General features: G+C 54.9%; 14 protein-coding genes and 3 pseudogenes. 12 read left to right on the forward strand and 5 right to left on the reverse strand.

The window, feature by feature from the left end; all coding sequences use genetic code 11:
- Positions 1–89: 89 nt before the first annotated feature.
- Positions 90–3848 (reverse strand): TonB-dependent receptor plug domain-containing protein, encoded by a 3759-nt coding sequence (locus AXK12_RS03580; RefSeq protein ID WP_068711529.1) that lies wholly within the window; start codon positions 3846–3848, stop codon positions 90–92.
- Positions 3849–4152: 304 nt separating this feature from the next.
- On the opposite strand from AXK12_RS03580, the gene AXK12_RS03585 reads away from it, so the two are divergent.
- From AXK12_RS03585 to imm9 (AXK12_RS08490), 6 genes are all read left to right on the forward strand, one after another.
- Entirely contained in the window at positions 4153–5604 is a 1452-nt protein-coding gene (locus AXK12_RS03585) for a DHA2 family efflux MFS transporter permease subunit (RefSeq protein ID WP_231863519.1), read from the forward strand.
- A gap of 86 nt (positions 5605–5690) precedes the next feature.
- Positions 5691–5906: a hypothetical protein gene (locus tag AXK12_RS03590; RefSeq protein WP_068711531.1), complete on the forward strand. Its 216-nt coding sequence runs from the start codon at positions 5691–5693 to the stop codon at positions 5904–5906.
- Positions 5907–6074: 168 nt separating this feature from the next.
- Entirely contained in the window at positions 6075–6731 is a 657-nt protein-coding gene (locus AXK12_RS03595; RefSeq protein WP_156468828.1) for a hypothetical protein, read from the forward strand.
- Positions 6732–6786: 55 nt separating this feature from the next.
- Positions 6787–8388: an Imm9 family immunity protein gene (gene imm9, locus AXK12_RS08485; protein WP_082782624.1), complete on the forward strand. Its 1602-nt coding sequence runs from the start codon at positions 6787–6789 to the stop codon at positions 8386–8388.
- Positions 8389–8399: 11 nt separating this feature from the next.
- The gene (imm9, locus tag AXK12_RS03610) at positions 8400–8882 is read left to right on the forward strand and encodes an Imm9 family immunity protein (RefSeq protein WP_068711540.1); all 483 of its coding nucleotides are present in this window, start codon (positions 8400–8402) and stop codon (positions 8880–8882) included.
- A gap of 85 nt (positions 8883–8967) precedes the next feature.
- Entirely contained in the window at positions 8968–9450 is a 483-nt protein-coding gene (imm9, locus tag AXK12_RS08490; RefSeq protein ID WP_082782625.1) for an Imm9 family immunity protein, read from the forward strand.
- Between the two features lie 83 nt (positions 9451–9533).
- On the opposite strand, the gene AXK12_RS03620 is transcribed toward imm9 (AXK12_RS08490), so the two are convergent.
- Positions 9534–10973, reverse strand: coding sequence for an FAD-binding oxidoreductase (locus AXK12_RS03620; protein ID WP_068711544.1), 1440 nt, complete (start codon positions 10971–10973; stop codon positions 9534–9536).
- Between the two features lie 139 nt (positions 10974–11112).
- Here AXK12_RS03620 and AXK12_RS09380 point away from each other — a divergent pair.
- From AXK12_RS09380 to AXK12_RS03640, 5 genes and pseudogenes are all read left to right on the forward strand, one after another.
- Positions 11113–11316 (forward strand): annotated as a pseudogene (locus AXK12_RS09380) (DDE-type integrase/transposase/recombinase); the annotation flags it as partial.
- A gap of 98 nt (positions 11317–11414) precedes the next feature.
- The gene (locus tag AXK12_RS03630; RefSeq protein ID WP_068711548.1) at positions 11415–12971 is read left to right on the forward strand and encodes a type I restriction-modification system subunit M; all 1557 of its coding nucleotides are present in this window, start codon (positions 11415–11417) and stop codon (positions 12969–12971) included.
- Positions 12968–13135 (forward strand): annotated as a pseudogene (locus AXK12_RS09540) (restriction endonuclease subunit S); the annotation flags it as partial. The gene AXK12_RS03630 and the pseudogene AXK12_RS09540, both read left to right, overlap by 4 nt.
- A 417-nt stretch (positions 13136–13552) precedes the next feature.
- Positions 13553–14143 (forward strand): annotated as a pseudogene (locus tag AXK12_RS09265) (restriction endonuclease subunit S); the annotation flags it as partial.
- A 4-nt stretch (positions 14144–14147) separates the two neighbouring features.
- Positions 14148–17249, forward strand: a complete 3102-nt coding sequence (locus tag AXK12_RS03640) for a type I restriction endonuclease subunit R (protein WP_068711550.1) — start codon at positions 14148–14150, stop codon at positions 17247–17249.
- A gap of 244 nt (positions 17250–17493) precedes the next feature.
- Here AXK12_RS03640 and AXK12_RS03645 read toward each other — a convergent pair whose 3' ends face one another.
- Positions 17494–18342, reverse strand: a complete 849-nt coding sequence (locus tag AXK12_RS03645; protein ID WP_156468829.1) for a hypothetical protein — start codon at positions 18340–18342, stop codon at positions 17494–17496.
- Positions 18343–18447: 105 nt separating this feature from the next.
- Positions 18448–19329 carry a DMT family transporter gene (locus AXK12_RS03650; protein WP_068711554.1) on the reverse strand — a complete coding sequence of 294 codons (882 nt, stop codon included), beginning with the start codon at positions 19327–19329 and terminating at the stop codon, positions 18448–18450.
- Between the two features lie 275 nt (positions 19330–19604).
- Here AXK12_RS03650 and AXK12_RS03655 point away from each other — a divergent pair, with 275 nt between their 5' ends.
- Positions 19605–20702, forward strand: a complete 1098-nt coding sequence (locus AXK12_RS03655; protein WP_068711556.1) for a sugar kinase — start codon at positions 19605–19607, stop codon at positions 20700–20702.
- An 81-nt stretch (positions 20703–20783) separates the two neighbouring features.
- Here the strand turns inward: AXK12_RS03655 and AXK12_RS03660 are convergent, their stop codons facing one another.
- Positions 20784–21422: a hypothetical protein gene (locus tag AXK12_RS03660; protein ID WP_068711558.1), complete on the reverse strand. Its 639-nt coding sequence runs from the start codon at positions 21420–21422 to the stop codon at positions 20784–20786.
- Positions 21423–21467: the final 45 nt, after the last annotated feature.

The raw sequence follows: 21467 nt of genomic DNA on the forward strand, positions 1-21467 counted from the left end.
CGTAGCTGCCGCAAGTGGGGGCAGTGCGCCCGCATCCAGTTATGCGCGCGGCTCGTTGGCCGCGCGCCGGTTTACAGAAACACCCTCCACTAAAAACTTAGCGTATTAATGAGGCTCCAGCTTTGGCCGGTGGTGATGCGGTAGGCGGCGGGACGGCCATTTGGATTATAGGTGATCGGGACGAGGCCGGGCCGCTCAAAGGCGTCCTTCAAGTTGAGCTGCACTTTCCAATGCAGCTTACGCGTGAGTTGGCGCGAGTAGCCAATCCATAGGTCGAGGTTGGTCTCGGCGGGGCCTTTGTAGGGACGGCTAAAGTCATATTCGATTTTCAGCGGGTCGTTCGGGTCGCCAGTCGGCGGGTAGCCGAGTGCGATGCTTGACTGGTAGCGGACGCCGCCGCCGATGTTTACGCCTTTGAGCGCAGTTTTATCGAACTCGTAGTTGGTAATGACGTTAACTCGCCACTCGCGCAGCTCGGGAACGGTGGTGTTTTCGTAAAGCTGGGCACGCCGCCACTCGCTGCCGGGCGCACCGGAAAGCCCCTCGCCGTCGAACCAGTTTTTGCCCGCCGTAACGACGTCTTCGGTGCCGTAGTAGTGGTGCATGCGGGCGACGCCATTCGGGATTTTGAGCGCGTCGTTTATGAGGCCCATCAGTTCGCGCATGTTGGCATTGCCGACGTTTACGCGCCGCGCCTCGGTCTGGCTCGCGTTGAGCATTACGCGCCAGTTTTTGGTCGGCTGTGCGCTGAGCTCGATTTCCCAGCCCTCGGAAATATTGTCTTCGGTAATGGAGAATCCAGCGGGCACGCTGTAGGGTGTTTGTCCATCCGGCGGGCCGAAGTCGCCGAAGGTATTAATCCGCCAGGCCTGCCAGAAGCGCGGGTCAACGCTGCGCTGAAAGGCGCGAGTCGCGTCGACGACCGCCTTCTCGCGTGCGGGCGAGACAATCCACTTCCCATCTCCGGAGAGGAATTCTCCGGGCTCGAGTGGGCGGTTGGCGAAGAAGTGGAAGTTGTAGCGCATGGCCGACTCGTCGCCGGTCGCCGAGTCGTAAATGTCGGTATCGCTGCCTGTCGCACCGGGGGCGGTCGCATCGAAGGCCCAGGGCTTGATGTTATACTCGAAGACGTTGGCGAAGTTCTGGGTAAAGGCCATCCACTGACCGATTGAGGCGGCGTTTATCTGTGCACTGCTGGCATTGGAATTGCTCGTGCGGTAGCGCGTCACGCGCAGCGAGTAGCGACCGTCCTTGGTCTCGATGCGCAGACCGCGATCTTCGGTTTTTCCGGCGGGCGCGGGAAGCGGCTCACCGTAGATGCCCACGCGGCTGGCATCGGGCTTGAAGTTTTGCGAGCGGTTATGGAAGAGGCTCACGTTTACCGGCAACCACGCGAGCGCGTCGCGCAGGCCGGGCAGGTCATTTAGGTGGGCGACGAAGCTGTAGGACTTTGACTCGACGGCGATACGCGACGCGTCATTGCCCAGCCGGTAGTTGCCAAAGTCGAGTTGGCCGCGATTGGGCAAAACCGGGAAGTCGCTGGGCGTCATGTCGAAGCTCCACGCCTTGGCGATGTCGCGCCGCCAGCCGATGGTCGAGATGAGCGCGTTATCGAGCCACTTGCCCTGCCAAACGAGTGCACGCGACTCGACCGTGCTTTTGTCTAAGGTGGCACGGCGAGTGAGGCGGGCGCGGTTGGCGGCGGATTGATCCGCATCGACGATGTTGAGCTGCGTAGTCGTCCAGCCGACGTAGTTGGCGGGATTTTCCGACTGCGTGGAGCGTTGCGCCGATGGATCGAGGTAGAACCCGTTTAGCCACGGGTCGCCCGGGTTTACCCCGACGGCATTCCAAGTGGAGTCGAAGTAACGAATCGGCCCGCTCGTAAGCACGTTACCGTTTCCGAGTGTGGGAAGGCTCGCGCCGGCCAGGTCTCGCCCGAGAAGCGAATCGCCAAGGTAGAGGATTTGCAGCGGCGCAAAGGTGTCGAATCGATTTCCGGCGCGGCCCGAAAGCGCATAGTAGTCGTTGTCAAAAAGGCCGTAACGTTGCCACTCGCGGGCATCACTTTTAGCGCGTTCGCGGCCCACGAGGCCGGTGAGCGTGTGTTGCCCGAGCGCGCGAGCCCACCAAGAGGCAGCGCGGCCCTTGTCGCTAAAATCGTGTTGGGCAAAGGCAGTTGCGCGGGCGGCGGTCTGCTCGGTTTCGCTCCTGCGGTTTCCTTGCGTGTTATTGGTGGCGGTAAAGACACGACCGAGATTGGGGTTGGGCGTGCCATCGGCATAAGGGCGCTGGCCGGGGATGAGTCCGGTGTCTGGCGAGCCATCGCCGAAGACGCGGATCGGGTCGATTTGGAGAACGACTTCGCCGGGGAGCGTAGCGCGTTTCTCGCTGTCGTAGCTTTCCTTGGAGAGGTCGATCGAGAGCCCGATCCGGTTGTCGAAATAGGTTTGCGAGAGGCTAAGGTTGCCCACGCCGAACTTTTGGCGTTCGCGCTTGGTGTCGCCGTCGATGAGCCGGTTATGAAAATCGAACACCGAGGTGTCGGTGAGAACGTTGTTTTTCCAAACGCCCGCCGCGGCATAGGGCGCGTTTGCGTTGATGGCCCACTGGCCGGTGGGCGTTATGGTGATTAGCCCATTGTCTGGGATGGAGGCGAACTGGCCGTCGAGCGCGCCGCTCGCATCGAGCCCACCGCGCAGGAAGGCGCCGGTGATCGCCGTCACCCAGCGGTCTTGTGCGCCATTGCCCGGGCTGAAGACTGTGGTGCCATTACCCGCGGTAAAGATCGCCGCCCAAGGTTCGTAGTCGGGGTTGGGCCCACCGGTCGTGAAAAGATTGCGCCGCCATTGGCCGCTGACGGGGCGACCCGAGAGGTGGTCAAAGGCTTGGAATTGGTCATACGTGCGCTGGCCGAGCTCGGTAAACCAAGGCGTCAACCCGTCGGTGGGCGGGAGCATGCGCGGGGCGTTGCTGCGGATGCGCCCGCTCTCGAAGTTGGCTTTGATGGTCGTGCGCACGCCACCGCGATTGAGCGCGCGCGGCTCGTATCGAAGCGCGGCATACACGCGGCTATCCTCCGAGAAGGCGGGTTTTTGGCGATACCTCTCATCGCCGTGCAGGAGCGAGACGCGCAGCGCGAGTTCCTTGGGGAGCAGCACGCGATTTACGTCGAGCGTGCTGCGCGTCGTCCCGTGGCTGCCGACTGTGAAGGCGGCCTCGCCGAAGTTGCGAAACTGCGCGCTTTTTAGGCCGGTATTGATAATGCCGCCCGGGCTGCCTTGCCCGAAGAGGATAGAGTTTGCGCCACGCTGAAGCTCGACGCGGTCAATATTGTAGGCATCCCAAGGGATGGAGCTTCGGAAGTAGTCGCGTGTGTTATCCGCCGCCGAGAGCCCACGGACACGGGTGTTACTGTTTTGCGCGAGCAGGTCTTCGGAGAGTGCCGAGCCGTCGCCCAAACCGGCGAAATTACCGCGCAGGCCGCCGACTTCGGTTCCGACCGTGTATTGGAGGAGCGAGCGGTTATCCGTTGCGCCGATGTCGCGCAAAAGCTCCTCAGTCACGACCGTCACCGCGCTTCCCACATCGCGAAGCTGCGTGTTGAGCCGGTTGCCCGCCAAGGTCGTCGCCGCCGTGTAGCCAGTCGTCTCGTTACCCGTGGAAACCTCAAAGGGAGTCAGGATAAAAAGCTCATCGTCGGCTGCGTGAGCTGCCGCAGCGCGCTCGGGCGGCAGCGCTTGGGCGGAGGCCGGAGAAGTCAGCCGCGCAGAAAACAAAAGCGCACAAGCCGCAATTGCGGCGCAAGCGAGCCGCGCGCCGCGCACTCTAAAAAGAAGCGTAGTCATGGGGTATAGCACTCCGCGAGCGCACGCAGAGCGGGCGGGCGGAGAAAGAGTTGGGGTTAGGGGTAAAACTAAACAGCGAGGGGTCGCCGATTAGCGGGGTAAGAGGGAGTAATGCGTTTTCCAATACACACCGCGCACGCAATCTAATTTCGCTGCGCTGCACGCATTACGTAGGGAGCGCGGCTCGCTTTTTTTGTGGGGCGGCTCGTTCGTGGCCCGCCAAGAAAGCCCCAAGGCCTCTACGCAGTTTCACAATTATACGTGGTGTTGATTCAGGCACGCGACCGCATAGCCCTTTTGCCTAGTGTCTTCCGCATCCGCAGAGCAGCTCTCCGAGTCACCCGCGCCCTCCGACTCCGCAAAGCGCATCCTCCCTTGGCTAGTCGCCATTGCGCTATTTATGGAGCACCTCGACTCCACGATTTTAAATACGGCCATCCCCGCCATGGCGCAGAGCCTGCATGTCGCGCCGCTCGCACTACGCAGCGTTTCCACAAGCTACATGCTGGCACTGGCGGTCTTCATCCCGATTAGCGGTTGGATGGCCGACCGCTTTGGCACGCGGCGCGTGTTTTTCGCGGCAGTCGGGCTCTTCGCGCTCGGCTCACTCGTCTGCGGGCTCTCGCTCAATGTGCAGATGCTCGTCGCCGCGCGGATCCTCCAAGGCATGGGCGGTGCGATGATGACGCCCGTGGGACGCGTCGCGCTCGTGCGCACCTTTCCGCGCTCCGACCTGCTGCGCACCATGAACTACGTGATCGTCCCCGCGCTCGTTGGCCCGATGGTCGGCCCGCTGATCGGCGGGCTAATCGTTCACTGGCTGCATTGGCGGATCATTTTCTTCCTCAACCTGCCGCTCGCGATCTTCGGGCTCTGGCTCGTGCACCGCACCATGCCCAACTATCTCGAGTCCGATACGCCGCCGCTCGACCGCACGGGCTTCCTCCTCTTTGGCGCAGGCATCGCACTGCTCTCTTATGCGCTCCAAGTCTTTGGCGAACACACAATGGCTACTGCGCCACTTAGCCTGTTGACCGCGCTCTCGCTGCTGCTCCTTGCGCTTTACGGCTGGCACTCGCGCCGTGTGGAAAACCCTGTCTTGGCACTCTGGCTGCTGCGCGCACGCACGCTCCAAGTCTCGGTCATCGCGGGCGGTGTCTCGCGGCTCGGGATAGGCGGCATGCCCTTCTTACTTCCCCTGCTCTATCAAATCGGGCTCGGGTTCACGCCGTGGGAAGCCGGGCTGCTCATGATGCCCAATGCGGTGGCAGCCATTCTCATGAAAATCAGTAGCGGGCGCGTGCTCGCCCGACTCGGGCACCGCACGACGCTCATTAGCAACACCGCGATCGTGGGGCTAACCATTGGGTGCTTCTCGCTCGTCGGCCCAGGCGTTTCGGTCTGGGCGCTCGCCGCGCTAAGCTTCGTGCAGGGCTTCTTCATCTCGCTGCAGTTCACAAGCATCAACTCACTCGTCTACGCCGAGGTCGAAGACCGTGACGCCGCCAAAGCCAGCAGCATCGCCAGCACCGCCCAGCAACTCACCTTTAGCTTTGGGACGGCACTGGCCGCACTCTTGGCCGGCTGGTTCTTGAGCGGACTCGACCAAACTAACCCTGCCCAAATCCTACCCGCCCTCCATCGCGTATTTCTGACAATGGGCATACTCACGATTCTCTCCTCGCTGTGTTATCTGCGGCTCCGGCCCAGCGACGGGAGTAACATCAGTGGGCACGGCCAAGGACGCAGACAGTGAAGAGGCGGACAATCTGCGATTGTGAAGAACTCCGACCCTGCGGTCGGAGCTTCTCCTCCACAAGCTAGGGGAGCCTTCGGCTCCATATGACGATGACCTCGCTTGACCTCGCCGTAAACGGCGAGGTGCGCGCTTGGATTCGTGGTCACGACCGCCAGACGCGGCGGCAGCAACTATCGCGTCAAATCAATCCACTCGTAAAGCAGTCGGCCAATTACGACTCCCTCGCTCATTTGCATGAGCAAAATCGCTACTCACGCCTTGCTGCGCGAAAAATCTGGCTCCGTCGCGGCCACGTTTGAAACAAGAACAGCCCCTAGGGTAAGCATCACGCCGTTAACCCTCGTGTTGATCTGCTAATTCCGGCTTGGCAAGCTGCCGACACAAGTAACGCTGAGTCTATCGAAGCTACCGCCCCAGCCCCCCACTGACAATCATCAGGCCAAATACGCCATTAAAGAGCAGATTTTATGACCACTTTTCTTAAAATATTGAGGCGTTTGACCATGATTGCCGCAGCCGTAGCTGGAGCTGGTCGCAGTCCAGAAATAAATGCCCAAGGAGCCAATATGACCCTGACAGCCAGTAATGAACAGTCCGTGAAGTTACCGCGCCCGCCACTCAAAATCCCGATGCCGCTGGGCAAGGCCGGATACAAGGTCGATGTGATGTTTGAGGTGCCACGGTTACCCAGGAGGGCAACGCACCTGAGCCATTTGATCGGGTTACGCATTTTATTCACTACGGGAGATCTAAGTTTACGAGACGCCTTGGAAGCGCATCCCGTTAAAGTGCGCCTTTCTCTGCATCGTATCGAAGACGGCAAGGAAGTTAGAATTCCATTGTTCGACTCAAAAAGGGTTTCTGGCTTTGGTGAATATCCTTATCGATATGAAACATTTGAGATTCCAGAAGGAATAGCGACGGCATCTGGATATTACGCCGACCACTCCGGCGCACCGGAAGGGACGCCCAATGGTTCGACCAGGGTACTGAATTTGGCTCACGCGAGTACGGCCGTTACCCCTGGTGTTGATCGATTTCAAGTCGAAACCTTGGAGGATATTCCCGCGCTGAGTGGCTTCACCTCATTTTTTGTATACGAAAAATACCTGAAAGCTAAATAATACGACGCACTGTTATTGTTAAGGGCACTGTTCTGTCACAACTAGGGGATACGTAATGGAAAATAAACAAATAATGACCATTGTGTCGGCAGATGGACTCTACTGGCTTCGTAATTTCGCCGACCTAGATTCAATTGAGGAAAAAATAGACATTTATGCTGAGTCTATTTTACCAAGGATAAACACTGAAGACCTACCGGAGGGATGGAGCCTGATTTTACAAGTCAACTGCCAATGCACAGACCGTATTGCAATTAATAAAAAACTTTATCAGTATCCTTCTCCAGGAGAATACGGGATTACGATTGAAATACCTATCCCCGATGCTACGCAAGCGCCTTATGGCCTGCCGCTCGACGAAGACGGAACAATTGGCCATTTTTATCGAGCAGAAAGCGGCAGCGCCTATCTTTTGGATCCTGAGTATGACAAATATGCCAATCTTGAACAATATATTCTCGTATCAGCAATAACGGCTATAGAACTTGGCCTCAGCAAAGGTTTCCCTTGTAACGGTAAAGAACTAAAATTTTCACGATTGATAGACACTCCCCCATTAATCCCCCCTCATAGTAAAGACGTAATAAAACACAATCAAGTAAGGGCCCGTGTGCCGATTGAAGTCCCTGAGCTTGATAATTTTGTTGATATAGATTCAATTAACGAAAGAATAAATAACTTTCTTGAAACTATTCCATCAAGGATAAACATCGAAGACCTATGGGGGTGGAGGCTAAGTTTCCGCATTAACTCCTTCTGCACAGACCTCATTGCAATTTATAAAAAAATCTGGGTAAACGAGACAGCAAAGGAATACATAATTCCAATTGCCATCCCCCTCCCCGATAATACGCAAGCGCCTTATGGCCTGCCTCCTGGAGGAAATGGTAGAAGTGGCGCTTTTCCTCCAGTAGAAAGCGATCACTTCTACCCTTTGGCCCCTGAGTATGATAAATATGTCAGTCTTGAACAATATATTATCGTGTCAGCAATAAAGGCGATAGACTTTGGCCTCACCAAAGGCTTCCCTCGCAATGGGAAATCAATAAAATACTCAGACTCGAGGTATAATCGCAGACCACCTCGCAGGGAATTCGTGATAAAATATAAGCAAGTAAGGGAGCGCATGCCGATCGAAGTCCCTAGGCTTGGTGATTTTGCTGACATAAGTTCAATTAACAAAAAAATAAATACTTATGTTGATTCTATTTTGCCAAGAATAAATACTGAAGTCCTATCGGGATGGAGGCTGTTTTTACTCACTAATTATGCATGTACAGACTTTATTGGAGTTGACAAAGAACTCAAGCAGTATGCTCCAGTTAGAGAATACGGAGTTTCGATTACGATCCCCATCCCCGATAATACTCAAGCGCCTTATGGCGTACTGCCTGACAAGGATGGAAAAATTGGCCATTTTCACCCAGGGAAAAGTAAATACTCCCATCTTTTGGATCCTGAGTATGATAAATATGTCAATCTTGAACAATATATTATTGCGGCGGCAATAAAGGCTATAGACTTCGGCTTCACCAAAGGCTTCAACTGTGATGGGAAGGAAATAAAATTTCAGGATTTATGGCGACTCGCAAATTACTCTCCTCCCCATATCAACTCTCAGCGAGGAGGGGGCTTGGGGGGAAAGCGTAAAAAATAAGGGAATCCGTAATGAAACCTAAACAGATAAGTGCCCTCATGTCGATTAAAGTCCCTGGGCTTGGCAATTCTGCTGACATGGACTCAATTGAGAAAAAAATAAATACTTATATTGAGTCTATTTCGCCGGGAATAAGCATTGAAGACCTGTCGGGGTGGAGGGTGACTTTCGACATTAATTCCTTCTGTACAGATCTTATCGCAATTTATAAAAAATTCTGGGGCTATCCTTCAGATAGAGAATACGTAATTTCAATTGCCATCCCCCTCCCCGATAATACGCAGGCGCCTTATGGCATGCCGCCTGGCGAAAATGGTAGAAGTGGCTCTTTTCCTCCAGTAGAAAGCGACCACTTCTACCCTTTGGCCCCTGAGTATGATAAATACGCCAGTCTTGAACAATATATTATTGTGTCAGCAATAAAGGCTATAGATTTTGGCCTCACCAAAGGTTTCACTTGCGATGGGAAGGAAATAAAATTTCAAGACTTATAGCGACTCGCACATTGCTCTCTCCTGATATGGCCTTTCAGCGCCGAGCAATTTTTTTGATAAATCGTAAAAAACAAGGCAATCCGTAATGAAATCTGAACGCGTAATAGTCCACACCTGGGCTGAAGTCACTGCGCTTAGTGATTTCGCTGAAATGGACTCAGTTGACGAAAAAATAACTGCCTATATTGAGTCTATTTTGCCAAGAATAAACACTGAAGACCTATCGGGATGGATCCTAGTATTCAGGGTTAATTACCGATGTGCAGAGTTCATTTCAATTGATAAAAGGTTCACTCGTGTTCCTTCAGATAGAGAATGCGGACTTACGGTCGGTATTCCCATACCCGATAATACTCAAGCGCCTTATGGCATACCGCCTGTCGAAGGTGGAAAACTTGGCTCTCGTTATCCAGCAGTCCCCAAGCACTTCCATCTTTTGGATCCTGAGTATGATAAATATGCCAACCTTGAAAAATATATTTTTGCGGCCGCAATAAAGATTTTAGATTTCGCCTTCACCACGGGCTTCACTTGTTATAAGAAGAAAATAAAATTTCAGGATTTATAATTGCTCGCGCATGACTCTCCCCTCATATAGCCTTTCGGCGATGGGGGAATTTTTTGGCGAAGCGTAGGTCACTGACTGCCGCCTTACTTATGGTCCCAAGGCAGTTTCAAATTGAGCTTCTCTTGTTTCCAGACCTCGAAGACATCGAACATCTTTCCGGGGTTAAGAATGCCGCGCGGGTCGAGTGCGGCCTTGACCGCCTGCATGGCGCGCACTTGCGCGGGCGAGTGCTGGATTCGCAAGAACGGCGTCTTGGCGAGCCCGATGCCGTGCTCACCCGAAATCGCGCCCCCGAGCTCCACGACCTTGCGCATCAAGCGCTCGACCGCGGCCTCGGCCCGTCGCGCTTGGTCGGCATCCTCACGGTTAAACATGATGTTCACATGCAGGTTGCCATCGGCTAAATGCCCAAAGGTCGGAATGTGCAGCCGCGAACTCTTCTTTAGCTGCGCGAGGAAACGCATGAAGCGCGAATAGGCCCGCATCGGCACGACGATGTCCTCGTTTAGCTTGCTGTCTCCAAGCTCGAACATCGCTCCCGAGCACTTCCGCCTCACCTCCCAAAGTTGCTCGGCCTCTTCGCGATTTTTCGCGACGCGCTGCGCCACCGCGTGCGTCTTCGCCCAGGCGAGTAGCTTTTTCGACTCCTCGCGCACCTCACTCGCACTGCCTGCCAACTCAAAGAGCACCACCGCGCGGTCGCGTTGCCCCACAAACACAGGCCGCCCCGTCGCCCGCTCCGCACAGTGCACGCTGTCGCGATCGAGAAACTCGCAAATCGCAGGCTGCACCCGCACCTCACGAAACAGCGCACGCACGGCCTCGACGGCCTCGACCTCACTCGCAAACGCAGTGAGCAGCGTCCAGCGCGCAGCAGGCGCAGGCACCAGCCGCAGCACCGCATCGGTCACCACGCCCAGCATCCCCTCACTGCCGATCCACAAATCGCGCAGATTAAACCCAGCGGAAAACTTCCGCGTCGCCACGCCCCACTGCACCCATTCGCCAGTCGGCAGGTAGCCGCTAAGCGCGATCACGAAGTCCCGCGTCACCCCGTATTTTCCTCCATGCATCCCGCCCGCGTTGCACGCGATATTACCGCCGATTGTGCAATACGCCTTCGAGGCCGGATCCGGCGGATAAAACCAGCCCGCCGCCGCCGCCGCACGCTGCACCTGCGCATTCACTGCACCTGCCTGCACATGCGCCATACCTGCCTCGGCATCAATTCGGACTTTGTTGAGCCGCAACATGTCGATCACCCAGCCGCCCGCGATCGGAGCCGCCGAGCCCATAAGCGTTGTCCCGCGCCCGCGCACAGTCACCGGCACGCCCTGCGCATTGGCCAACTCCAGCACCGGCCCGATATCTTCGTGCCGACGCGGCATGATCACCGCCTCCGGCAAAAACGACAATTTACTGCTGTCGAAAGAGGCCGCCCAACGGCCCTCCTCCGAGGTATCAACAAGCGCAGGCCCGAGACGGCGCACAAGGGCACGAGTGGCTTTGGCAAAAGGTAGCATAGGCTACGACATGAAGAGCCCCTTAGACTCAACATTCAAGTGCAACACTTGTCCTTTTGGCTGTGGCTAGGCCGACCGCCTCGCATCACCTGAGCCGCGCAGGCGGCTCAAGGCGATGCCCAGCGCCTCGCGGGTTGAAATCGCCGATGACCTTGAGCGCGTTGTCCGTACCCTTAACCAGATCGTGGATTGGCGCGGCAAACCGGCCAGCATCCGGTGTGACAACGGGCCAGAATATCAGAGCCGCGCAATCACCGAGTGGGCCAACGCCAAGCAGATCAAATTGGCCTATATCCAGCCCAGACAGCCGCAACAAAATGCGTATATCGAACTGCTCGACAGGAAGTCGCTACGTGCGTTTCCTGTAAAGACAATGCCCCATTTTCTTGGTTCAAGCCCCATGCTTGAGCCAAACCAAAAACTTGAAACAGGAAAAACCCTATGACCAGCACCCAGCAACGCGCCGCCCTGCAACGCCAGATATGGCAAATCGCCAATGACGTGCGCGGCGCAGTCGATGGCTGGGATTTCAAGCAATACGTCCTCGGCACCCTGTTCTATCGCTTCATCAGCGAGAATTTCACCGCCTACATCGAGGCCGACGATGACAGCATCCAGTACGCCAAGCTGTCCGACAGCGTCATCACCCCGGAAATCAAAGACGATGCCGTCAAAACCAAAGGCTACTTCATCTACCCCAGTCAGTTGTTCGCCAACGTGGCCGCCAGTGCCAACACTAACGAAAGCCTGAACACCGATCTCGCCCGTATCTTTGCCACCATCGAAAGCTCTGCCAATGGTTATCCATCAGAGCGTGACATCAAAGGCCTGTTTGCCGACTTCGACACCACCAGCAACCGCCTCGGCAACACCGTGGCCGACAAAAATGCCCGCCTGAGCGCCGTACTCAAAGGTGTCGCCGGGCTGGATTTTGGCAATTTTGAAGACAACCATATTGACCTGTTTGGTGACGCCTACGAATTCCTCATCTCCAACTACGCCGCCAATGCCGGCAAATCCGGCGGCGAATTTTTCACCCCGCAACAAGTTTCCAAACTAGTGGCGCAACTGGCCATGCACAAACAAACCCGCGTCAATAAAATCTATGACCCTGCATGCGGCTCAGGCTCGCTGCTGCTCCAAGCCAAAAAACACTTTGACGCGCATATCATAGAAGACGGGTTTTACGGCCAGGAAATCAACCACACTACGTATAACCTAGCGCGGATGAACATGTTCCTGCACAACATCAACTACGACAAGTTCAATATCCAGCTTGGCGATACGCTGCGCAACCCGCATTTCGGCGATGAAAAACCCTTTGATGCCATCGTCTCCAACCCACCGTACACGCTCAAATGGATCGGCAGCGATGACCCAACGCTCATCAATGACGACCGCTTTGCCCCGGCTGGCGTACTCGCCCCGAAATCAAAAGCTGACTTCGCCTTTGTGCTGCACGCGCTGCACTATCTATCAGCCAAAGGCCGCGCCGCCATCGTGTGCTTCCCCGGCATCTTTTACCGGGGCGGAGCCGAGCAGAAAATCCGTCAATATCTGGTGGACAACAACTATGTCGAGAGCGTGATTTCTCTCGCGCCAAACCTGTTCTTCGGCACCACCATTGCCGTAAACATTCTGGTGCTCTCAAAACACAAACCCGATACCACCACCCAGTTCATTGATGCCAGCGCCCTGTTCAAGAAAGAAACCAACAACAACACCCTGCTTGACACGCATATCGATAAGATCATGCAGATATTTGACAGCAAGGCGGATGCGGCACATTTTTCCAAATCGGTAGCATTTGAAGCCATCGCCAAGAATGACTACAACCTTTCCGTCAGCAGCTATGTTCAAGCTAAGGACACCCGCGAGGTGGTGGATATTGCCAAACTTAACGCCGAACTGAAAACCACCGTCGCCCGGATTGACCAACTGCGGGCACAGATCAACGCCATCGTCGCTGAGATTGAAGGCGAGGAGTTGAAGGCATGAGCTTCTTGAAACGGCTACTAAATGAGGTTGAAGTGCAGTGGAAGCCACTTGGCGACGTAGCCGAGATTAAACGCGGCACGTCAATCACTCAGAAGAACGTAACACCCGGCGATATACCCGTGATCGCAGGCGGACGCACGCCCGCCTACTACCACAACGCCAGCAATCGCACAGGCGAAACGATCGTCATTGCAGGATCAGGGGCATATGCAGGCTTTGTTAGCTGGTGGGATCAGCCAATCTTTGTGTCCGACGCATTCACTGTAAAACCCCACGCCGAGTTGGTGCCGAGATATTGCTTTTATTGGCTTGAGGGCATGCAACAGCAATTGCATGAGTTAAAGAGCGGTGGCGGCGTCCCCCATGTTTATCCACGCGATGTGGCACCCTTGCAAATCCCCATTCCCTGCCCTGACAACCCCAAAAAATCGCTGAAAATCCAGGCCGAAATCGTTCGTATTCTGGACGCTTTCACCGAGCTTACTACCGAGCTTACTACCGAGCTTACTACCGAGCTTACTACCGAGCTTACTACCGAGCTTACTACCCGCAAAAAACAATACAACTATTATCGTGACCAGTTGTTGAATTTTAAAAACGGGGATGTTGAGTGGAAGGCTCTTGGGTCTGTTACGACAATAAAGACAGGCCAGTCCGTAAATAAGCAAATAATTTCTGCTTACCCTGGTGCTTACCCTGTGATTAACAGCGGTCGCGAACCCCTTTGATTCATCAACGTGTGGAATACTGATAACGATCCGATCGGAATCACGACACGGGGCGCTGGCGTGGGATCAATTACATGGCAGGAAGGAAAATACTTTCGCGGAAACTTGAATTACTCCGTCACCATCAATAGTAACCATGAAATTAGTAAAAGGTATCTTTATCACCTATTGCTTGAAATGCAATCAGAAATTCAGGCTTTGTGCACGTTTGATGGGATTCCTGCTTTAAATGCAGGCAATTTAAAAGAAATGCAAATCCCCATTCCCTGCCCTAACAACCCCAAAAAATCGCTGGCAATCCAGGCCGAAATCGTCCGTATTTTGGACAAATTTGACACCCTGACCACCTCCATCAGCGAAGGCTTGCCCCGCGAGATCGAATTGCGTCAAAAGCAATACGAGTACTACCGTGATCTGCTGTTAAGCTTCCCCAAACCGGATATCGCACATGGTTGACTTCAGCAAGCCGATTGCCGAATCGAACAACTTCATCGTCCTCGACAGGTACGTCAAAGAGTGGAAGGTTGCTGAAAGCTACCAAAGCGAAGGCGACCTAGAACGCGAGTTCATCCAGGATTTGGTCAATCAAGGGTATGAATATCTGCCGGAACTGAAAACCCCGGAAGCGCTACTAATCAACGTGCGCGAACAGTTGCAGGCGCTGAACCATGTTCGCTTCTCGGACGGCGAATGGGCACGTTTCATGGAAACCTGGCTGGACAAGCCTGGCGATGGAATCGTCGAAAAAACCCGCAAGATTCATGACGACTATATCCATGACTTCGTGTTCGACGACGGCCGTATCCAGAACATCACCCTGCTCGACAAGAAGCACATCACCCGCAACAAAGTGCAGGTGATCAAGCAGTTCGAGCAAACTGGCAGCCATGTCAACCGCTATGACGTAACGGTGCTGGTCAACGGCCTGCCGCTGGTGCAGGTAGAGCTGAAAAAGCGCGGTGTCGCCATCCGCGAGGCCTTCAACCAGGTGCATCGCTACAGCAAGGAGAGCTTCAACAGCGAACATTCGCTGTTCAGATATTTGCAGTTGTTCGTTATCTCCAACGGCACCGATACCCGTTATTTTGCCAATACCACCCAGCTCAGCAAGCACAGTTTCGATTTTACCATCCACTGGGCCAAAGCTGACAACAGTCCGATCACTGATCTGAAAGACTTTACCGCGACTTTTTTCCAACAGCACACGCTTGTCAATGTGCTGCTGACCTATTCGGTGTTCGACGTCGGCAATGCCCTGTTGGTGATGCGCCCCTACCAGATTGCCGCGACCGAGCGCATCTTGTGGAAAATCAAGAGTGCCTATCAGGCTAAGCATTGGAGCCGCACCGAGGGCAGCGGCTACGTCTGGCATACGACGGGATCGGGCAAAACCCTGACCAGCTTTAAGGCCGCGCGTCTGGCGACGGCGCTGGAGTTCATCGACAAGGTGTTCTTCGTGGTGGACCGCAAGGATCTGGATTACCAGACCATGAAGGAATACCAGCGCTTTTCGCCCGGGAGCGTCAACGGTTCAGACAGCACGGCGGGCCTGAAGCGCAACCTGGGCAAGAACGACAACAAGATCATTGTCACGACCATCCAGAAGCTCAATAACCTGATGCGCAGTGAACACGACTTGCCGGTGTATCGCCAACAGGTGGTGTTTATCTTCGACGAGTGCCATCGCAGCCAATTTGGCGAGGCGCAGAAAAACCTGAAGAAGAGGTTCAAGAGGTTCTACCAGTTCGGTTTTACCGGTACGCCGATCTTCCCGGATAACGCACTGGGCGCAAAGACCACCGCCAGCGTGTTCGGCTGTCGGTTACACTCCTATGTCATCACCGATGCCATCCGCGACGAAAAAGTGCTCAAATTCAAGGTAGATTACAACGATGTACGTCCGCAGTTCAAAGCCATCGAAAGCGAACAGGATGAAAAGAAGCTCAGTGCGGCGGAAAACCGGCAGGCGTTGCTGCATCCTGAGCGCATTCGTGAGATCACCCGCTATATCCTGAACAATTTTCAACAAAAAACCCATCGCTTGCAAGCGGGCAGTAATGGTTACAATGCCATGTTTGCGGTCAGCAGTGTGGATGCGGCCAAGCTGTATTATGAGTCATTCAAAGTCTTGCAAAAAGATGGCGATAAACCGCTCAAAGTCGCCACCATCTTCTCGTTTGCCGCCAATGAAGAACAACATGCGAAAGGTGATATTGCCGATGAGAGCTTTGAAATTTCGGCGCTGAACAAGAGCGCCAAGGAGTTTTTGAGCGCCGCCATTGCCGATTATAATACGCTGTTCAAAACCAATTTCGGCGTAGACGGCAAAGGATTCCAGAATTACTACCGGGATATTGCCAAGCGGGTCAAACAGCAGGAGGTTGATTTGCTGATTGTGGTCGGCATGTTTCTGACCGGCTTCGATGCGCCCACGCTGAACACCTTGTTTGTGGACAAAAACCTGCGCTACCACGGCTTGATCCAGGCCTATTCGCGTACCAACCGTATCCATGATGCCAGCAAGAGCTTTGGCAATATTGTGACTTTTCGTGATCTGGAACAGGCCACCATCGATGCCATCACCCTGTTTGGCGATAAAAATACCCACAATGTCGTGCTGGAAAAAAGTTACCGCGACTATATGGAAGGTTTTACCGATGCCACCACCGATAAAACACGGCGCGGCTTTATGGATGTGGTCAGTGAATTGGAACAGCGCTTCCCCGACCCCGCCCAAATCATCAGGGAGTCTGACAAGAAATCCTTTGTCAAATTGTTCGGCGAATATTTGCGGCTTGAGAATGTGCTGCAAAACTACGATGAATTCGCCAGCCTGAAAGCCCTGCAAAATATCGACATGAATGATGTTCAGGCGGTTGAGGCATTCAAAGCGCGATATTATTTGAGCGATGCTGACCTGACGGCACTGCAAGCCATCAAGCTCCCTTCCAAACGCACGATTCAAAACTGCAGTTCAACCTATCACGACATCCGCGAGTGGCAACGCCAGAAACGCTTTGCAGCGGAAAAAGAAAGCTCCTCGATTGACTGGAATGATGTGGTGTTTGAGGTGGATCTCCTCAAATCACAGGAAATCAATCTTGATTACATCTTGGGGTTGGTTTTTGAAAACAACAAAAAGATCAACAACAAAGATGCCTTGATCGAAGATATCCGCCGGATGATTCGCGCCAGTCTTGGCAACCGCGCCAAGGAAACACTGGTGGTTGATTTCATCCACCAAACCGACCTTGACCAGCTTGGCGACAAACCCGAGATGATTGCCGCCTTTTTCAGCTTTGCCCAGGCCGAGCAGCAACGCGAAGCGCGGGCGATCATCGATGCGGAAGGTTTGCAACCTGAAGCGGCGACACGTTATCTTCAAATTTCACTCAAACGCGAATGTGCCAGCGAGAACGGCACCGAACTCAATGCCCTCCTGCCCAAGATGAGCCCGCTCAATCCGGCGTACCTGACCAAAAAGCAAAGCGTCTTTCAGAAGATTGCCGCGTTCGTCGAAAAATTCAAAGGGGTAGGTGGGCAGGTGTAAGCGACCAGAGCTATCGCACAGGCGGTAAAGCTGCTTGGTCGACGTACAGACCCCGTGGAGATACTTGGTGTGAGTAGCAAAAAATTGATCCTCAACAGCACCGCCGAGTTTTTGATTTTCACTGGCCAGGCTGGCCGCCTCGCGGGTTGAAATCGTCGATGACGTTGAGCAAGCGAATACTGCGACCATCGGCGAGCGGGTCGTGCATGAAGCCCATCGACCAGGTCCTAGGACAGGATCGACTTTAGCGATCTGTGCTTACCGGGGGCACGACCTTGTAATTTTGATTTATCGTGCGCCTATTTAAGCCGTACGTATGCCGCCCCAGCAACTTGGCAAATTGGCTGTCGTAAGTCTCGCCATTAAAAATAACTGGATTCAGCTCTAATCGTGGTCTGCCAAAACCAAAACGCGGCGGCAACACTTTCCCCCAGCTAAACGCTTCGGCAGGCACCTTAGTCCCTGCTGGCTCAATCAGCAATATCACGGCGCCCTCGCGCTCAATAATAATAGTCAAATAATCGTCGCTGTATAAATCAGCAATGGGTGAGTTCGCGCAGATAATCAGATCAATCTCATGCGGCTTGTAATGCGAAAGCTCAGTCCGGGTTGACACTAGACCAAATGAAAATTTCCCAAAAATGTTTTTGTATGAGGCTTTTTCCAGCTCCCATTGATTGGCATTGATACAAGCGGCCACGCGGGCAACCTCATCCGCGCCAAACTGCTCAGGCGGGAAATACAACGTAAACCCCGAACGGGTAATCTGTTCACGAAGCTCAGGATCCACCTGGTGCAGATACTTAAGCAGATACTTGTCATAGCCGTTGTAACTAATTCCTGTTAGCACAACACCGCGATAACGATAACGAATATCTAAAAAAGCAGTCCCGGCCAGGCTAGGGTTATAAGGTCGTACATCAATCACAAACTCACCATCTGGGCAATCAAGACGGGCAATCAACTGATACCTAACCGGAATAACTTCCGGAAACATCAAGACGAGCATTAGCAAAAGCAACGCGCAGAATAATACCAAAACAGTCATGATCATTGACATCATCGGCTTTCCACGTAGAATAATTTTTTTCACTGGTCGTTGATTGACGCGAGCTCAGGGGTTGCTCCCGCTTCAAACATCTCAAGTAAGACCTCATGAATATTGAATATCGGCATATCAAATCTCTCCATTTCTCAATCATTTTTTTCTACAAAGTCCCACACCTAACAGCGCAAACCCAAAGCCGAGTATCTGCAGCGCAGTGAGCTTGTCGCCAAACAACAACCAAGCCTCCAATGCAGCCAGCGGTGGGGCAAGCAGCATCAAGGATGTCGTTTTCGTCGCGCTCCCACCGCGAACCAACAAGACAAGAAGATAGGTTCCAAGCCCGGACAGAATGAGCACAGCCCACGAGAGCGCAACCAGGAACTGGGCGTTAAGCGATAATCGGGACTCGCCCAGCAGCAATGCCAGCGCAATGGCAGTAAGCGTGGCCGATGCGTTCTGGATCGCCAGGGACGGCAATAACTCAGATTTCGCGATAGACATTTTCTGCATGATGGTTCCCCAGGTTATGGACAACACGGAAACCAGTGCGATGATCGGAACCACGAAGGTGTAGCTTTGTGTTCCTTGCAGGCCGATGGTTGGAAAAAGCACCATCGCAACGCCAGCTAGACCGACAAGAATGCCCGCAGTCTGGATGGGCTTGACGTTCTCGCGCATAAACGCGACGCCGATCACCATGGTGAATGCTGGCTGCAAGGCCCCTAGCAGCGCCATGAGCGCGGCAGGAAACCCCTGTGATATGGCCCAATAGCTTCCACCAAGGTAGATGCCATTGATGAATACGCCCGCCAGCGCATGTTTGTGCCACTCGGTAACAGGGGGAAACTTCCTCCTGAGTACCATCGCGATGACCGCGAAAAGCAGAAATGAAAGAAAAAACCTGATCGCCAGGAATATGTTTGGAGAGGCTGAATCTACGATCAGCCTGCCAACAATAAACCCTGTGGACCAGAGCAGCACAAAGAGGCCGGGGATCAGTAAAGCGGCGCCTGCGTTTTTATTTTCTGTCATGCGTACATTCTGGTGTGTGTCAGAGCGTGCGATCGGTCATGAAGTACACGGCGGGTGGTTCAGGTAGCCTTGAGAAGGCAGGGAAATCGAGAAGTTTCATCGCGATATCGACAACGGCCATCATCGCCTTGCGCTTTGCCCAAGCTTACCGAGGTCAATGGGAGGCGGTCATTGACCGCCTCCGCAATGAATCGCATAGGCACTCCCTTGACTGTCCTGCACGGGCTTTCTTGCTTCGCGCCTCACACGTTAAGCCCCCCAACCCCAAATCCCCCATGAGTCTTCCGATTAAGCCCGCGTCAGCGTGTCACTTTGACCAAATCTCGCTCGGCGAGGTTATGCTTCGGCTCGACCCCGGCGATGGCCGCATCCGCACCGCACGCCACTTCACCGCGTGGGAGGGCGGCGGCGAATACAACACCTCGCGCGGCTTGCGAAAGTGCTTTGGGCTAAAAACCGCCGTTTGCACCGCCTTCGTCGATAACGAGGTAGGCCACCTCATTGAGGACTTCATCGCTCAAGGCGGCGTGGCGACCGACTTTATCCAGTGGCGAGAGGATGACGGCATAGGCCGCAGCGTGCGCAACGGGCTCAACTTTACCGAGCGCGGCTTCGGCATTCGCGGCGCAGTCGGCGTGCCCGACCGTGGTAACACCGCCGCCTCGAAGCTCCGTCCGGGCGACTTCGACTGGGAGCACATTTTCGGCAAGCTCGGCGCGCGCTGGTTTCACACCGGCGGCATCTTTGCCGCACTCTCCGAGAGCACCGCCGCACTTACCATCGAAGCGGTCAAAGCCGCCAAGAAGCACGGCACCATCGTGTCCTACGATCTCAACTACCGCCCCTCGCTCTGGAAAACCATCGGCGGACTCGCCAAGGCCCAAGAGGTCAACCGCGAGATCGCCCGCTACGTAGACGTCATGATTGGCAACGAGGAGGACTTTACGGCCTCGCTCGGCTTCGAAGTGCGCGGGGCCGACCACGCGATTTCCAAAATCGAGGTCGATGCGTTTAAGGAAATGATCGAAGCGGCAGTCGCCGAGTTCCCAAACTTCAAGGTCGCCGCGACGACGTTGCGCCGCGTCATCACTGCCACGAAAAACGACTGGTCAGCCATCCTCTGGCACGCGGGCCAGTTCTACCGAGCCCGGCAATACGCCGAGCTCGAAATCCTCGACCGCGTGGGCGGGGGCGACTCCTTCGCCTCGGGCCTGCAATTTGGCTTCCTCGAATTTAATGACCCGCAAAAAGCAGTAGACTACGGCGCCGCACACGGCGCACTCGCCTCGACCACCCCCGGCGATACCTCGATGGCCACCCGCAAAGAAGTCGAAAAACAAATCGCAGGTGGCGGAGCCCGCGTCGTGCGGTGATCGTGCGCCTTCTCTCCACTATGCGTGGGGCAGCAGCGTGTCGCTGCCGCCCCACGCGGAGTGGATGATTTTTTCCCGCGGTCACTGACCGAGACAGGCCTTCAGGTCGCGCGCCAATGCACCGAAGCCGCCGGGGAAGTCCGCCTCCAGTCGGCGCATATCTCCGCGATGGCGGGCGAGTTCGCGCCGTGCGCATTCGATTTCCAATTGCAGCGAGGGCCGTGAAGTCCCGTAGACGCGCTCCTTAAGCTCGACCCGCGTATAAGGCAGCTGCCCGCGCTCCTGCCCTGCAAGCCATGCGGCCTCGCCCACGCTCTCGTCGCGCCCGCACAAATACCACGCCTCCATCGTGGGCACTGCTAGCCCGACACCGCGCAACACGCGTTGCCGCCCGCGCGCCGGAGGTAGGTTCTTTGTCGCCCGCCGAAAAATCGCCCGCAATTGGCACAGGCGACACTGCGGATGATGATACCCTGCGGCCTCGTGCTCGACCGTGTGCACCACCGAATCATCGGCATCGACCGAGACGACCAGCCCCACTGCGTCCGTATTAAAATGCAGGTGGTGAATGATTGGCGGGAGCACCTGCGCGACATTGGGCCAGCCGCGCGCGCGCAAGTTGGGCAAGACTCGCCGCACGCGCTCGCCCAGCACCGCTTCTGCCAGAATTTGCAGCGCGACCTCGTCAGCGGGCGACTCCCCCAGAAAGGCCAGTTTCATAATAAAGGATTTCCCTAAAAATGTGTCACACAGTTTTCATTACAC

This window comes from Cephaloticoccus capnophilus, assembly GCF_001580045.1.
GTDB classification, from domain to species: Bacteria; Verrucomicrobiota; Verrucomicrobiia; order Opitutales; family Opitutaceae; genus Cephaloticoccus; species Cephaloticoccus capnophilus.

Bases quoted from the DNA above. Each gene is read 5' to 3' on its own strand.
- AXK12_RS03580 (WP_068711529.1), bottom strand. From the start codon at position 3,848: ATGACTACGCTTCTTTTTAGAGTGCGCGGCGCGCGGCTCGCTTGCGCC.
- imm9 (WP_082782624.1), top strand. From the start codon at position 6,787: ATGGAAAATAAACAAATAATGACCATTGTGTCGGCAGATGGACTCTAC.
- AXK12_RS03655 (WP_068711556.1), top strand. From the start codon at position 19,605: ATGAGTCTTCCGATTAAGCCCGCGTCAGCGTGTCACTTTGACCAAATC.
- AXK12_RS03620 (WP_068711544.1), bottom strand. From the start codon at position 10,973: ATGCTACCTTTTGCCAAAGCCACTCGTGCCCTTGTGCGCCGTCTCGGG.
- AXK12_RS03640 (WP_068711550.1), top strand. From the start codon at position 14,148: ATGGTTGACTTCAGCAAGCCGATTGCCGAATCGAACAACTTCATCGTC.
- AXK12_RS03660 (WP_068711558.1), bottom strand. From the start codon at position 21,422: ATGAAACTGGCCTTTCTGGGGGAGTCGCCCGCTGACGAGGTCGCGCTG.
- imm9 (WP_082782625.1), top strand. From the start codon at position 8,968: ATGAAATCTGAACGCGTAATAGTCCACACCTGGGCTGAAGTCACTGCG.
- imm9 (WP_068711540.1), top strand. From the start codon at position 8,400: ATGAAACCTAAACAGATAAGTGCCCTCATGTCGATTAAAGTCCCTGGG.
- AXK12_RS03590 (WP_068711531.1), top strand. From the start codon at position 5,691: ATGACGATGACCTCGCTTGACCTCGCCGTAAACGGCGAGGTGCGCGCT.
- AXK12_RS03650 (WP_068711554.1), bottom strand. From the start codon at position 19,329: ATGACAGAAAATAAAAACGCAGGCGCCGCTTTACTGATCCCCGGCCTC.
- AXK12_RS03595 (WP_156468828.1), top strand. From the start codon at position 6,075: ATGACCACTTTTCTTAAAATATTGAGGCGTTTGACCATGATTGCCGCA.
- AXK12_RS03630 (WP_068711548.1), top strand. From the start codon at position 11,415: ATGACCAGCACCCAGCAACGCGCCGCCCTGCAACGCCAGATATGGCAA.